Raw genomic sequence first — 13444 nt, 5'->3', positions numbered from 1 at the left:
GCTGAACCAGGACCAAGCGGCCTCGTCCGCTTGACCTGGGTCAAACCGCATCTCGACGTCCCCGCTAGGTTTTGCGCATCGACATTCGACGAGCCAGCGGAGTTCTTCATGCGCGCCCACCAGATCATGACCCGGTCGGTCATTTCGGTTACTCCTGACACCAGCATCGTCGAGGCGGTGAACATCATGCTGAAGCGGCATGTCAGCGGTCTCACGGTCGTCGACGATACCGGCAAGCTGGTCGGCGTCGTCTCGGAAGGAGATTTCATCCGCCGCAGCGAAATTGGCACCGGACGCAAGCGGGGGCGCTGGCTGAGGTTCATCCTCGGTGCCGGCAAATCGGCCAGCGACTTCGTCCACGAGCATGGCCGCAAGGTCTCGGAGGTGATGACAGCCTCGGTCGTGACCATCACCGAGGACACCGCGCTCGCGGAGATCGTCGATCTCATGGAACGGAACAACGTGAAGCGGCTGCCGGTGGTGCGCGGCGACAAGGTGGTCGGAATCGTGTCCCGCGCCAATTTGATACAGGCGGTGGCGGGGCTCGCTCGCGAAGTGCCAGATCCGACGGCGGACGACGATCACATTCGCAGCCGCATCATCGACACCATGGAGAAGAACGACTGGTGCCCGTTCGGGCTGAACGTCATCGTCCGTGACGGCATCGTTCACCTCAGTGGCGTCATCACCGAAGAACGCGCACGGCAGGCGGCCATCGTCGCGGCGGAGAACGTCGAAGGCGTGAAGACGGTGCACGACCATCTTTGCTGGGTCGACACCATGTCGGGCGTCTATCTGAACTCGCCCGAGGACGACGAGCTCGCCAAGGCGAGCTGATCAAGCCGAGCTGATCGCGGCAAAGCTCAGCGAGGAATGACGGCGGTGGCCTCGATTTCGACGCGCGCCGCCTTCTCGACGAGCCGGACCACCTGGACCAGCGCCATCGCAGGATAGTGCGCTCCGAAGACGTCGCGGTAGACCCTGCCCAGCTCCTTCAGATTGGCCAGGTACTCGTCCATGTCGACGACATACCAGGTCAGACGCACGAGGTGTTCGGGCCGGGCGCCCGCTTCGGCCAGGATTTCGGCGATGTTGCTCAGGGTCTGGCGCACCTGCGCGACGAAGCCGTCCGCGAGACGCTCTTCGGCATCCCAGCCGATCACTCCGCCGGTGACGACGATCCGCCCATCGGCAGCCATGCCGTTGGCATACCCCTTCGGCATTGGCCAGCCGGACGGCTGGAGGATTTGCGCGCGGGAGCGGGTTTCGTGCTCGGCTGCAGTCGGCAGCACCGCGAGCTGCGGGCCTTTTGGCGTCGTCACGGACAATTCTCTATCCTTCTCTCATTCCGCAGCGACGCCTGAGGAGTCGCTGCAGCCTGCGCCAGCTGACGCAGGGCAAAACGCTTCAACTTGCCAGTCTCGGTCTTCGGCAATTGCGTCACGAATTCGATCGCGCGCGGATATTTGTACGGCGCGATCTCGCGTTTGACATGTTCCTGCAACTCGGCCACGAGCTGCGCGTCGGGCGTCACACCGGGCGCGGCGACGACATAGGCCTTCACGATCATGCCGCGTGCCTCGTCCGGCGCACCGACGACCCCGCATTCGACGACGGACGGATGCGTGAGCAGCGCTGCCTCGACATCCGTGCCTGCGATATTGTAGCCGGCCGAGACGATCATGTCGTCGGAGCGCGACTGGTACCAGAAATAGCCGTCGCTATCCATCAGATAGGTGTCACCGGTGATGTTCCAGCCGTTCTGGACGTATTTCCGTTGCCGCTCGTCGGCGAGATAACGGCAGCCGGTCGGCCCACGTACCGCCAGTCGGCCCATCGTGCCCGGCGGCACGTCGTTGCCGGCATCGTCGACGATCTTGGCCTCATAGCCCGGCACCGGCTTGCCGGTCGCGCCGGGGCGAATCTCCTCCTCGGTCGCGCTGATGAAGATGTGCAGCAGTTCGGTCGAACCGATGCCATCCATCAGCTTGATGCCGGTGGCCTTCAGCCATGCCTCGAATGTCGGCTTGGGCAGCGTCTCGCCCGCGGAGACGCATTTGCGAAGCGAGGAGATGTCACGGCCCGCGAGCTTGCCGAGCATGGCCCGGTATGCGGTTGGTGCGGTGAAGCAGACCGTGGTCTTGTACTGCTCGATCGCATTCAGAATGTCGTCCGGCGTCGTCTTCTCCAGCACCACGAAGGAGGCGCCAATATGCATCGGAAACAACACACCGCCGAAGCCGAAGGTGAAGGCGAGCGGTGCCGAGCCGATGAAGCGATCCTTCTGCTCGGCGCGCAAGATATTGCGCGCGTAGCCGTCGCAGACCGCCAGCATGTCCCGGTGGAAATGCATGGTGCCCTTGGGATCGCCTGTCGTGCCCGACGTGAAGGCGATCAGGCAGACGTCGTCGGACGCGGTATCGACAGCCCTGAACTCCGGGCTCGCATCCGCGATCAGCGCTTCGAGCGAATCGGGGGCGCCATTGCCCCAATAGACCACGTGCTTGAAGGCGGGTGCCGCGGCTTTCGCCTTCTCCATCTCCTCGGAGAGCTTTCCGTCACACAGCGCGAGCGTGATCTCCGCCTTCTGGATCGGATAGGACAGCTCCTTGGCACGCAGCAGCGGCATGGTCGCCACGACGATGCCGCCGGCCTTGATGACTGCGAGATAGGTCGCGACCATCATCGGATTGTTGGCCGAGCGCAGCAGCACGCGCCCGCCGGTCACAAGACCCAGCTTGCCGACCAGCACATTGGCGATGCGGTTCACCAGGGCTTGCAGCTCGCGATAGGTGTAGCTGACCGCAGGACTGATGACGCAAGGCGCATCGCCGTGGCCTTGCTCGACCCAGCGATCGAGGAAATAGCTGACGCAGTTCAATCGCGTTGGGTAGCGCAGCTCCGGCCGCGTGAAGATGAATTCGGGCCAGAGCTCGCGCGGCGGCAGATGTTGCCGCGCGAACGTATCGACATGGGCCGTCGCAGTATTGCCGTCACACGAGCCCGACCCTTGAACCTTGGCGGCGTTGGCCATCGCACGCTCCTTTCAGCATGGATTGCACCCGGCAGCACGATCTGGAAAACATTTTAGGCTTAAAACAATTTGGCGCAATAGCGGATTTTGGGCATTCCTTGCTTTTTCCTGCGGCAAATGGGGTCGGCGGCCCGCCCCGCCCGCCTGCTTACGGCCGGCGGCGCGCGGCCGATTTCTGCGCCGACGCCTTGGTCCTGGCCAGGAGCCGCATCAATTCGCGCACATCCTTCGGCGTCAGATCGGCGAAGAGGTCGGCAATCCAGGTTTCGTGTTCCGCAGCCATCCTGCGAAACTCGGCACGCCCGAGCTTTGTGAGGCGGATCACCTGGACGCGGCGGTCGGTCTCCGAGGTGCGCCGGTCGAGATGACCGGATTCCACCAGCCGCTCGACGAGGCCGGTGACGTTGCCGTTCGACACCATCATGCGCTTGGAGACATCGGATAGCGTCATGCCGTCCGGCGCCTTGTCGAGCTGCGCCATCAGGTCAAACCGGGGCAAAGTGACGTCGAACCGCTGCCGCAGCCGGCCGCGGACTTCCCCTTCGATGAGGGTCGTGCAGGTCAACAGCCGCAGCCACAGCCGAAGCTCTTCGGCATGATCCTCCGGCGTTTCGACGGCCTTGGTCTCGGAATCGAGCATGTTGATGCAGTCACTCACGGCCGGCATTGGCGCCGGCACGGATTTCCTAACGTTTTGAGCTTCAATTAAATCGGGGCCGGCTGCAAGTCCAAAGCTGCAACAATCGACCGCACGTCAATTTCTTTAGGCTTCAAATAATTGGCGCGCAGCTTGCATGCGCCGCTGCCCACAGGATGCGACGCCTCGAGCTCGGCTTGCCGCGGCGGCCATCATCGGCATAAGCTTGGATTGGAGTACGCGGCTTGCAGCGCAAGCCGATCGTCACGAGGGACAGATCATGAAGACGCAAATGACCTTGGCCGCAGCCGCTATGCTGCTCGGCACCGCGATGAGCCCTGCCCTCGCCCAGGAGAAAATCAAGCTGGGTGTGGTCGTGACCCTGTCGGGGCCAGCCGCCGCGCTGGGCCAGCAAGTCCGCGACGGCTTTGCGCTCGCAGTGAAGGATCTCGGCGGCAAAATGGGCGGCCGCGATGTCGAGGTGATCGTCGCAGATGACGAATTGAAGCCGGATGCGGCGGTGACGAAGGTCAAGGGCTTGCTCGAGCGCGACAAGGTCGACTTCGTGGTCGGCCCGATCTTCTCCAACATCCTCCAGGCGATCCACCGGCCCATCACAGAATCGAAAACCTTCCTGATCAGCCCCAATGCCGGCCCGTCGACGTTTGCCGGCAAGGACTGCAACCCGTTCTTCTATGTGACCTCCTACCAGAACGATCAGGTGCACGAGATCCTCGGCAAGGTCGCGCAGGATCGCGGCTATAAGCGCATGTATCTGATGGTCCCGAATTATCAAGCCGGCAAGGATTCGGTGGCGGGCTTCAAGCTCGACTACAAGGGCGAGATCGTCGAGGAATCCTACATGCCGCTGAACACGCTTGACTTCCAGCCGGAGCTTTCCAAGATCTCGTCGCAGAAGCCCGATGCGCTGTTCACGTTCATGCCGGGCGGCCTCGGCGTCAATCTCGTCAAGCAATACCGGCAGGCAGGACTGGCCGACAGCATTCCGGTGCTTTCGGCGTTCACGGTGGATGAATCGACCTTGCCGGCGCAGCAGGACGCGGCCGTCGGCATGTTCGGCGGCGCGAACTGGGCGCCCAATCTGGATAATCCGCAGAACAAGAAGTTCGTTGCCGCCTATGAGGCCGCCTATAACAGCGTGCCCGGCACCTACGCCTTCCAGGCCTATGACGCCGCGATGCTGATCGACAGCGCGGTCACGGCGGTCAAGGGCGATCTCTCCAACAAGGACGCCGTCGCCGCCGCTTTGAAGAAAGCCGACTTCACCTCGCTGCGCGGCGCCTTCAAGTTCAACACCAACGGCTATCCGATCCAGAATTTCTACCTGACCAAGGTCGCCAAGCGTCCGGACGGCAAGTTCCAGACCGAGATCGTGCAGAAGGTCTTCGAGAATTACGGCGACCGCTATGCCAAGGACTGCAAGGCGGCGAACTAAGGCCGTGTATCGCGTTACGGGAGGACCGCAATGAAGAGCGAAATCACCGGCATCACCCGGGCCAATGAGGGCATCCAGGGCATCTCCTGGAACATCCTCGGCCAGACCTATGTGCCGAAAAGCTACGCCGAGAACAGTTTCTCCTGGCATGCGACACTGCCGCCGGGCACGTTCGTGCCGCCGCATATTCACCCTGACCAGGATGAGTATCTCTACATGCTGGAAGGCAAGCTCGATTTCATGCTCGGCAATTCCGAGGCGCAGGCGACCGCGGGCGACCTGATCCGCCTCGGCATGGGCGTGCCGCACGGCATCTTCAATAAGTCGGAGCAGACCGCAAAGGTGCTGTTCTGGGTTTCGCCGAGCCGCAAGCTGTTCGACCTGTTCTGGGGCCTTCACAACATGAAGGAGCAGAAGCCCGAGGACGTGGTGGCGATGGCCGCCGAGTTCAACATCCACTTCCTGCCGCCGCCGCCCGGCAGCTAGCTAAAGTGGGATGAAGTTAGGCTCGTTCGGTGGCTGGGGCTCCACCTCTCCCAGCGGGGAAAAGGTGATCTGAGTTCCGGGCTAGCGCCGATTCCCCCAATCTCATCCCGCTCTACCGCCGATTTCAGCGCGCACCGCCGCAAGTCCCGGCACTGCGGCAAAGCCTGCCTTGGTGGCATAGCCGCGCACGATGGCTTCGCGCTGGGAATAGCTCAGGACGTTGTCGACATTGTCGAAGCCATCAGGCGCGAGCTGCTCGACGGCGTCGATGACGCCTTCGGGGCCACCGCGCCGGTTGGAGCGGACGATCTCGGCCGTCATCGGCAGACGCTTCTTCTCGTATTCGAGCAGCGCCTGACGCGGGTGCTCGGCGCGCACCAGCACGTCGGCAAGGCAGCGCGCATCGAGGATCGCCTGCGAGGCGCCATTGGAGCCGACCGGATACATCGGATGCGCGGCATCGCCGAGCAGCGTGACGCGCCCGGACGACCAATAGGGCAAGGGATCGCGGTCGCAGGTCGGATATTCGTAGAATTCGGGCGTCGCCGAGATCAGGCTCTTCACGTCGATATAGGGCACCGAGAAGCGCGCGACATGCGGCATCAGCTCCTCGCGGCGGCCCGGCCGCGACCAATCTTCTTTCCGCGGTGGAGGTGCATTGCCTTCGCCCACTTTGACCAGCACCGCCCAATTGGTCAGACGGCTCGCCGGACTCGATCCTTCCGCGATCGGATAGATCACCACCTTGGCGTTGAGACCGCCGGCCACGATCATCGATTTGCCGGTGAGGAATAGCGGCCAATCGCGGGCGCCGCGCCACAGCATCAGGCCATTCCAGCACGGCGGCCCCTCGTTCGGGAACAGTGTCTCGCGGACGCGCGAATGGATGCCGTCGGCGCCGATCAGGATATCGCCGCGCGCGGTGTGGACATGCGCGCCGACGCGATCGAAGAAATAGGCCGTGACGCCGCCCTCGTCCTGCGTGAACGCACCCAGCCGGCAGCCGGTGTGAATCGCTTGCTGCCCGAGCCGTTCCTCGACGGCGCGATGGATGACGCCCTGAAGGCGCCCACGATGGATCGAGAATTGCGGCACGTCGTGGCCGGCGTCGATGCCGCGAGCTTCGCGCCAGACCTCCTGGCCGTGGCGATTGAGGTAATAGAGCTGATCAGTGCGGATCGCGACCTCGTCGAGCTTCTGCAACAGGCCAAGCCCGGCCAACTCGCGCATGGCATGCGGCAGCGTGTTGATCCCGACGCCGAGCTCGCGAATGGTGTCGGCCTGCTCGAAGATCTCACAATCCAGGCCGCGCGAGCGCAACATCAATGCCGTGGTGAGACCACCGATACCGCCACCGACGATAATCGCCTTCATCGCCCTTACTCCACTCGAAACACAGGCAATGGGTTAAGGTCGCACGGGCGGTCACTCCGCCGCAAGCGGCTTTGTCGCCTCCGCCTTCAGCTCGGCCCGGGTCTTGGGCTTAGCCTTAATTCTCAGCTCCTCGAAGTCCTGCCGGTCGCGGACGCTGTTGCGGAAAATCTGATCCTTTCCGGGCAGATATTGCGGCGGGCAGAAAGCGTCGTTTGCCCCATACCAAGCCGCCGCCTTCATGGTGAAGAACGGGTCGACAAGATGCGGACGGCCGAGCGCGACGAGATCCGCCCGGCCGGCGGCCAAGATGGTGTTGGCCTGGTCCGCCGTCGTGATGTTGCCGACGCACATGGTGGCCACCCGCGCCTCGTTGCGGACCTGGTCGGAGAACGGCGTCTGGAACATGCGGCCGTACACCGGCTGCGCATCGCGCACGGTCTGCCCGGTCGAGACGTCGACGAGATCGACACCCGCCTCGGCAAAGGCGCGCGCGACGGCGACGGCGTCATCGCCGGTGATGCCGCCCTCCGCCCAATCAGTCGCAGAGATACGCACCGACATCGGCTTGTGCGACGGCCACACCGCCCGCAATGCCTCGAAGATCTCGAGCGGAAACCGCAGCCGGTCTTCGAGCGAGCCGCCATAATCGTCGGTGCGGGTGTTGGTGAGCGGCGAGATGAAGCTCGCGAGCAGATAGCCGTGGGCGCAGTGCAATTCGAGCATGTCGAAGCCGCAGCGCTCGCCGCGCTCGGCCGCCGCGACGAAAGCGTCCCTCACCGCGTTCATGCCGGCGCGATCGAGCTCGCGCGGCACCTGGCTATCGGGGAAATAGGGCAGCGGCGATGCCGAGAAGACCTCCCAACCGCCCTGCTCCAGCGGCCGGTCCATGCCGTCCCACATCAATTTGGTCGCGCCCTTGCGGCCGGCGTGGCCCAGTTGCAGGCAGATTTTCGCGGCCGAATTGCCGTGGACGAAATCCACGATGCGTCGCCACGCGGCTTCCTGCTCGTCGGTCCAGAGACCGGCGCAGCCGGGCGTGATCCGGGCATCGCGGCTGACGCAGGCCATCTCGGTGAAGATCAGCCCGGCGCCGCCGATCGCACGCGAGCCGTAATGCACCAGGTGGAAGTCTGTCGGCACACCCTCCCGCGCCGAATACATGCACATCGGCGACATCACCGCGCGATTGGCCAGCTCCATCTCGCGCAAGCGGAACGGCTGGAACAGCGGCACCATCGGCCGGTCGGTGTCGACATCGAAGCCGCTGCTGCGCACCTGCTTGGCGAACGACTTGTCGACCTCGGCCACGAAATCCGGCGCGCGGAGCTTGAGATTGTCGTAGGTGATCGCCTTCGAGCGCGTCATCACGCCGAAGGCGAACTGCACGGGGTCAAAATCCCAGAAGCGGTCGACATGCTCGAACCAGACCAGCGAGACGTCGGCGGCATGCTGCGTCTTCTCGACCTCCTCGCGGCGGCCGTTCTCATAGACCTTCAGTGCCGCCGCGATGCTGGGCGCCTTCTCCATCGCTTCGGCCAGCGCGATGGCGTCCTCCATCGCAAGCTTGGTGCCCGAGCCGATCGAGAAATGCGCGCTCGCCTTGGCATCGCCAAGCAGGACCATGTTGTCCTTGACCCAGCGCTTGCTGCGGATCATGGGGAAGTTGCGCCACATCGAGCGGTTGGTCAGCAGCTTGTGCCCATCGAGGAACCAGCCGAAGATGTCCGCCATCCGCGCGGCGGACTGAGCCTCGTCCAGCCCCGTCAGCCCCGCCCGCGCGAACGTCTCGGGATCGGTCTCGAAGATCCAGGTCGAATGCCCGGCCTCATACTGATAGGCATGGGCGATGAAGGGCCCCCACTCGGTTTCCTGGAAGATGAAAGTGAAGGCATCGAGCGGCCTCGTTGAGCCCATCCAGGCGAACTTGTTGGAGCGGACGTCGACCTCGGGCTGGAAATGATCGATATATTTCTCGCGGAAGCGGCTGTTGATACCGTCCGCAAGCAGGACGAGGTCGGCGTCGGCGAAGCGGGATTCGTCGTCGATATCCACTTCGAAATGCAGGGAGACGCCCAGCTCGCGTGCCCGCTCCTGAAGGATCAGCAGCAGCTTCTGCCGTGAGCAGCCGCAAAAGCCGTTGCCGCCGACCCGGTGCACCGTGCCGCGGAAATGCACGGCAATGTCGTCCCAATAGGCGAATTCCTGAGTGATGCGGCGGTAGCTCGGAAGATCGTGCCTCTCGAAATTGTCCAGCGTGGCGTCCGAGAACACCACGCCGAAGCCGAACGTGTCATCGGCCCGATTGCGCTCATAGACGGTGACTTCGGCGCCGGGACGCTGCTTCTTGAGCAGGATCGCAGCGTAGAGACCCGCAGGTCCGCCACCGATGATCGCGACTTTCATGGGAGCCTCGCCAATTCACCTGGTCACGAAAACTATTTTAAGCCTAAAATAATTTTGCGCAAGTCCCCCGTTGCTGGTCTGCCCCTAAAGGTGATCGTCCTAGTCGCCCCTGAAAACCGGCTTGACCTTGTTGGCGAACGCCTCGAAGGCGCGCTCGAAATCCGCCGTCGTCATGCACAGCGCCTGGGCAACGGCCTCGGCCTCGATCGCCTCCTCTACCGACATCGCCCATTCCATCGCCAGCATCCGCTTGGTCATGGTGTTGGCGAAGGTCGGTCCTTCCGCGACTTGCTTGGCCAGCAATTGCGCTTGGGGCAGCACCTGCTCGGGCGTGACGAGGCGGCTGAAGAAGCCCCAGCGCTCGCCCTCCTCCGCGGTCATGAACCGGCCGGTGTAGAGCAGTTCGGAGGCGCGTGACTGACCGATGATCCGCGGCAGGATCGCACAGGCGCCCATGTCGCAGCCGGCAAGGCCAACCTTGTTGAACAGGAACGCCACCTTTGTGCCACTCGCCGCGAGGCGCATATCCGACGCCATGGCGATGATCGCCCCGGCGCCGGCGCAAATGCCCTCGACCGCAGCCACGATCGGCTGCGGGCAGGCCCGCATCGCCTTGACAAGGTCTCCGGTCATGCGTGTGAAGGCGGTCAGCCCCTTGGTATCCATCTTCACGAGCGGGCCGATGATCTCGAACACGTCGCCGCCAGACGAGAAATTGCCGCCGGCGCCGGTGACGACGATGGATTTGACCGCATCATCGAACGCGCAGGCGCGGAAGAAATCAGTCAGTTCCCGGTAGCTTTCGAAGGTGAGCGGATTCTTTCGGTCGGGGCGATTGAGCGTAACCGTCGCGACACCGTCGACCACGGCCAGCAGGAAGTGCTGCGGCGAGTAATCTGCAAGCGGTATGGTGACGGGATTGGCTGGTCTGCTCATGCTATCTCCTTAGCTTCCTTGTTCCGCGCCTGCGCCACACACACGCTAGATTTCACCACCGGCAACCGCGATCGCCTGTCCGGTGATCGCGCCAGCGCCCTCACCGCACAGCCACAGCACGGCATCGGCCACCTCTTGAGGCGTGATCAGTCTTCCTTGCGGATTATGTTTCGCGAGTTCGGCGATCGCCTGCTCGCGGGTTCGGCCGGTCTTCGTCATGATGTTTTCGATGCTGCCGGCGACCAGATCGGTGTCGGTGAAGCCGGGACACACTGCATTCACCGTCACATTGCTTCCGGCCATCTCGAGAGCGAGCGAACGCACGAGGCCGACCACGGCGTGCTTGGCCGCAGCGTAGGCGCTGACATAGGCATAGCCCTTGAGCCCGGCCGTGGACGCAACTGCGACAATGCGGCCATAGGGACGGTCTTTCATGCCCGGCAACACAGCGCGGATGGCATGGACCACGCCCATGAAATTGACATCCATCATGCGGCCGAAGAGGGCGCTGTCCGATTTCGCGAATGGCGCCGATTCAGCGCTGCCTGCGTTGGCAATCAGGATGTCGATCGGCTTGCGCGCACTCGCCTCAAGGACGGCCGCCTTCAACGACGCTTCATCAGCGACGTCGGCAACGGCCGCGAAATGCGCGGCGCCTGCGTTGACGGCCTCTGCAAGAGGCGCTGCATTCCGACCGAGCACCGTCACGGTCGCGCCAGCACCGACAAGCGAAGCCGCGATGGCGCGGCCGATGCCGCGACCACCACCGGTCACCAGCGCGTGCGGCGAATGCGGCAATCCGGACATGCGCTTGCTCCTGAGATCCTGATCGTTCCTTCGATATATTTTAACCTTCAAATTTTTGCAACGAAAGCGCCGATCGACAGCAGGAACGGCCGCATGGGCGACCGGCCCGAAAATTGCTTTAAGTATAAAATTATCCCTTCCCATCGCCCGCGAGCCTGTTAGCATCACAGAGCCAAGCAAAAGGATTGTCGCGTGTCGCAGCCTGCGCCAATGATAACAAAGGACGGACGCTTCGCCTACGAAGCCGCGGGCGATCCGGGCGCGACACCTTTGATTTTCCTGCACGGCATTGGCGGCGCGGCGCGAGCCTGGCCGCACCAGCTTGCCACATTCGGCAACCGCTTCCGCGCGATCGCATGGGATATGCCGGGTTATGGCGGATCGGCGCCGCTGGCCAGTGTCAGCATTGCTGCCTTGGCCGATGCGCTCCAGCAATTCATCGAGCAGCTCGGCGCAAGCAGGCCCATTCTGGTCGGCCATTCGATCGGCGGCATGATCGTCCAGAAATGGCTGGTGCAGTCGCCGAAACTGGCGCGCGCAGTCGTCCTGGCGCAGACCAGTCCGGCCTTCGGCAAGGCCGACGGCGATTGGCAGAGATCCTTCATCGCGGCGCGGCTCGGGCCGCTCGACCGCGGGGAGACAATGACGTCGCTGGCGCCTTCGCTGGTGAAGGAGCTGGTCGGCGACGATCCTGATCCAAAGGGGATGGAGCTCGCCCGCGAATGCATGGCAGGCGTGCCCGAGGCCAGCTATCGCGCCATGATGCTGGCTCTCATCGGCTTCGATCAGCGCAGCACGCTCGGGGATATTTCCGTCCCGACGCTGCTGCTGTCCGGCTCCAAGGACAACAACGCGCCCGCACCGATGATGGCGAAGACGGCGACGTTTATTCCGGGCGCCGAATATGTCGAGCTCGCTGGCGTGGGCCATCTCGCCAATCTCGAACGCCCCGATGTCTTCAACGAAGCGCTCGGCCGGTTCCTGAACTCTCTCGCGACCAAAGCGTAAGGTGACTGCGCCATGACCATGCAAGTCGGTAAGAATATCGGCGCAAGCGACAAGGCCGTGCTCGATGCGCCGATCTTCGATCCCGTCGCATACCGCCTGGGTGACGAGCAGGCCGGCATCATTGCGCGCGCCCGCGAGATCGGCCAGAGCGTGTTCGCCGGCCGCGCCGCGACCTACGATCGCGAGGCGACCTTCCCGACCGAGAATTATCGCGATCTGCACCGCACCGGCCTGCTCGGCATTGCCATCCCCAAGAAGCACGGCGGCCTCGGCGCGAACTACCAGACCTATGCCTTGGCGGCGGCCGAGATCGGCCGCTATTGCGGCGCGACGGCGCTGACCTGGAACATGCATGTGTGCTCGACGCTGTGGTCGGGCCCGCTGGCCGATGATCTCGACATGGACGCGGACACCCGCGCCGCGCACGAACGACGGCGCGCGGTGCACTACAGGCGCATCGTCGAGGACGGCGCGATCTACTCGCAGCCCTTCTCCGAAGGCGGCGCGGCGGCTGCGGGCGGTGTCGCTTTCGGCACGGAAGCAAGACCGGTCGAGGGCGGCTGGATCGTCAACGGCAAGAAGATCTTTGCATCGCTCTCCGGTCATGCCGACTATTACGGCGTGCTCTGCACCGAGATCGAGGAAGGCGGCAAGGCATCGCGCCGCAATACACTTTATCTGGCCATCCCCGCCAAATCGGAAGGCGTCTCGGTCGTCGGCGACTGGGATCCACTCGGCATGCGCGGCACCGTCTCGCGGACGCTGCTGTTCAAGGACGTGTTCGTGCCGGAGGATTCCGCGCTGATGCCGCGCGGCGTCTATTTCCAGGCCGCGATGCGCTGGCCGCACATGTTCCTGACGCTGTCGCCGACCTATATGGGCCTCGCGCAAGCCGCTTACGATTTCACCGTGCGTTATTTGCGCGGCGAGGTGCCGGGCATGCCGCCGGTCAAGCGCCGGATGTACCCGACCAAGCAGATCGCGGTCGCGCAGATGCAAATCAAGCTCGAGCAGATCAAGGCGATCTGGTTCCAGGCTGTGACCGAAGCCCGCGCCAATCCGAGCAAGGAACAGGTTCTGCGCGCCTACGCCGCACAATATTCGGTAATGGAGGGCGCCAATGAGCTCGCCGCGCTCGCGATCCGCACCTGCGGCGGTCAGGCCATGCTGCGGTCGCTGCCGCTGGAGCGGATCTATCGCGACAGCCGCTGCGGCTCGCTGATGCTGCCCTGGACCGCCGAGCTCTGCCTCGACCGGATCGGACGCGAGGCGCTGTACGAGGCCGGCGAGACGGACGACTGAC

Annotated in this window: 12 protein-coding genes; 5 read left to right on the top strand and 7 right to left on the bottom strand. The window is 63.7% G+C overall.

The window, feature by feature from the left end; genetic code table 11:
- The first annotated feature begins 108 nt into the window (after positions 1-108).
- Positions 109-837 (top strand): CBS domain-containing protein, encoded by a 729-nt coding sequence (locus ACNJX8_RS13980; protein WP_439361078.1) that lies wholly within the window; start codon positions 109-111, stop codon positions 835-837.
- A gap of 26 nt (positions 838-863) precedes the next feature.
- Here ACNJX8_RS13980 and ACNJX8_RS13975 read toward each other — a convergent pair whose 3' ends face one another.
- The 3 genes from ACNJX8_RS13975 to ACNJX8_RS13965 all read right to left on the bottom strand — a co-directional run bounded on the left by ACNJX8_RS13975 (position 864) and on the right by ACNJX8_RS13965 (position 3701).
- Positions 864-1322 (bottom strand): RidA family protein, encoded by a 459-nt coding sequence (locus tag ACNJX8_RS13975; protein WP_439361910.1) that lies wholly within the window; start codon positions 1320-1322, stop codon positions 864-866.
- Positions 1319-3034, bottom strand: coding sequence for a benzoate-CoA ligase family protein (locus tag ACNJX8_RS13970; RefSeq protein ID WP_439361076.1), 1716 nt, complete (start codon positions 3032-3034; stop codon positions 1319-1321). Before ACNJX8_RS13970 ends, ACNJX8_RS13975 begins: the two co-directional genes overlap by 4 nt.
- A 148-nt stretch (positions 3035-3182) precedes the next feature.
- Entirely contained in the window at positions 3183-3701 is a 519-nt protein-coding gene (locus ACNJX8_RS13965; protein WP_164934521.1) for a MarR family winged helix-turn-helix transcriptional regulator, read from the bottom strand.
- A gap of 250 nt (positions 3702-3951) precedes the next feature.
- Between ACNJX8_RS13965 and ACNJX8_RS13960 the strand changes: the two genes are divergently transcribed.
- Together ACNJX8_RS13960 and ACNJX8_RS13955 are read left to right on the top strand one after the other, a co-directional pair.
- A complete protein-coding gene (locus ACNJX8_RS13960) occupies positions 3952-5127 on the top strand; it encodes an ABC transporter substrate-binding protein (RefSeq protein ID WP_439361074.1) in 1176 nt (391 codons plus the stop codon).
- A 30-nt stretch (positions 5128-5157) separates the two neighbouring features.
- The gene (locus ACNJX8_RS13955; RefSeq protein WP_128932572.1) at positions 5158-5613 is read left to right on the top strand and encodes a cupin domain-containing protein; all 456 of its coding nucleotides are present in this window, start codon (positions 5158-5160) and stop codon (positions 5611-5613) included.
- A gap of 102 nt (positions 5614-5715) precedes the next feature.
- Here ACNJX8_RS13955 and ACNJX8_RS13950 read toward each other — a convergent pair whose 3' ends face one another.
- From ACNJX8_RS13950 to ACNJX8_RS13935, 4 genes are all read right to left on the bottom strand, one after another.
- The gene (locus ACNJX8_RS13950; protein ID WP_439361071.1) at positions 5716-6987 is read right to left on the bottom strand and encodes a flavin-dependent oxidoreductase; all 1272 of its coding nucleotides are present in this window, start codon (positions 6985-6987) and stop codon (positions 5716-5718) included.
- A gap of 51 nt (positions 6988-7038) precedes the next feature.
- Positions 7039-9390 carry a bifunctional salicylyl-CoA 5-hydroxylase/oxidoreductase gene (locus ACNJX8_RS13945; RefSeq protein WP_439361070.1) on the bottom strand — a complete coding sequence of 784 codons (2352 nt, stop codon included), beginning with the start codon at positions 9388-9390 and terminating at the stop codon, positions 7039-7041.
- A gap of 99 nt (positions 9391-9489) precedes the next feature.
- Entirely contained in the window at positions 9490-10326 is an 837-nt protein-coding gene (locus ACNJX8_RS13940) for an enoyl-CoA hydratase family protein (RefSeq protein ID WP_128932569.1), read from the bottom strand.
- Positions 10327-10371: 45 nt separating this feature from the next.
- Positions 10372-11133 (bottom strand): SDR family NAD(P)-dependent oxidoreductase, encoded by a 762-nt coding sequence (locus tag ACNJX8_RS13935; RefSeq protein WP_128938915.1) that lies wholly within the window; start codon positions 11131-11133, stop codon positions 10372-10374.
- Positions 11134-11325: 192 nt separating this feature from the next.
- Here ACNJX8_RS13935 and ACNJX8_RS13930 point away from each other — a divergent pair, with 192 nt between their 5' ends.
- Together ACNJX8_RS13930 and ACNJX8_RS13925 are read left to right on the top strand one after the other, a co-directional pair.
- Entirely contained in the window at positions 11326-12141 is an 816-nt protein-coding gene (locus ACNJX8_RS13930) for an alpha/beta fold hydrolase (protein WP_439361067.1), read from the top strand.
- 12 nt (positions 12142-12153) lie between these two features.
- A complete protein-coding gene (locus ACNJX8_RS13925; protein WP_439361065.1) occupies positions 12154-13443 on the top strand; it encodes an acyl-CoA dehydrogenase family protein in 1290 nt (429 codons plus the stop codon).
- The last annotated feature ends 1 nt before the right edge of the window (position 13444 follow it).

Origin of the sequence: Bradyrhizobium sp. SPXBL-04 (assembly GCF_051853035.1) — a bacterium.
GTDB classification, from domain to species: domain Bacteria; phylum Pseudomonadota; class Alphaproteobacteria; order Rhizobiales; family Xanthobacteraceae; genus Bradyrhizobium; species Bradyrhizobium zhanjiangense.
The sequence above is the reverse complement of the archived record's forward strand: the minus strand, read 5'-3'. Positions and strand labels throughout refer to the sequence as shown.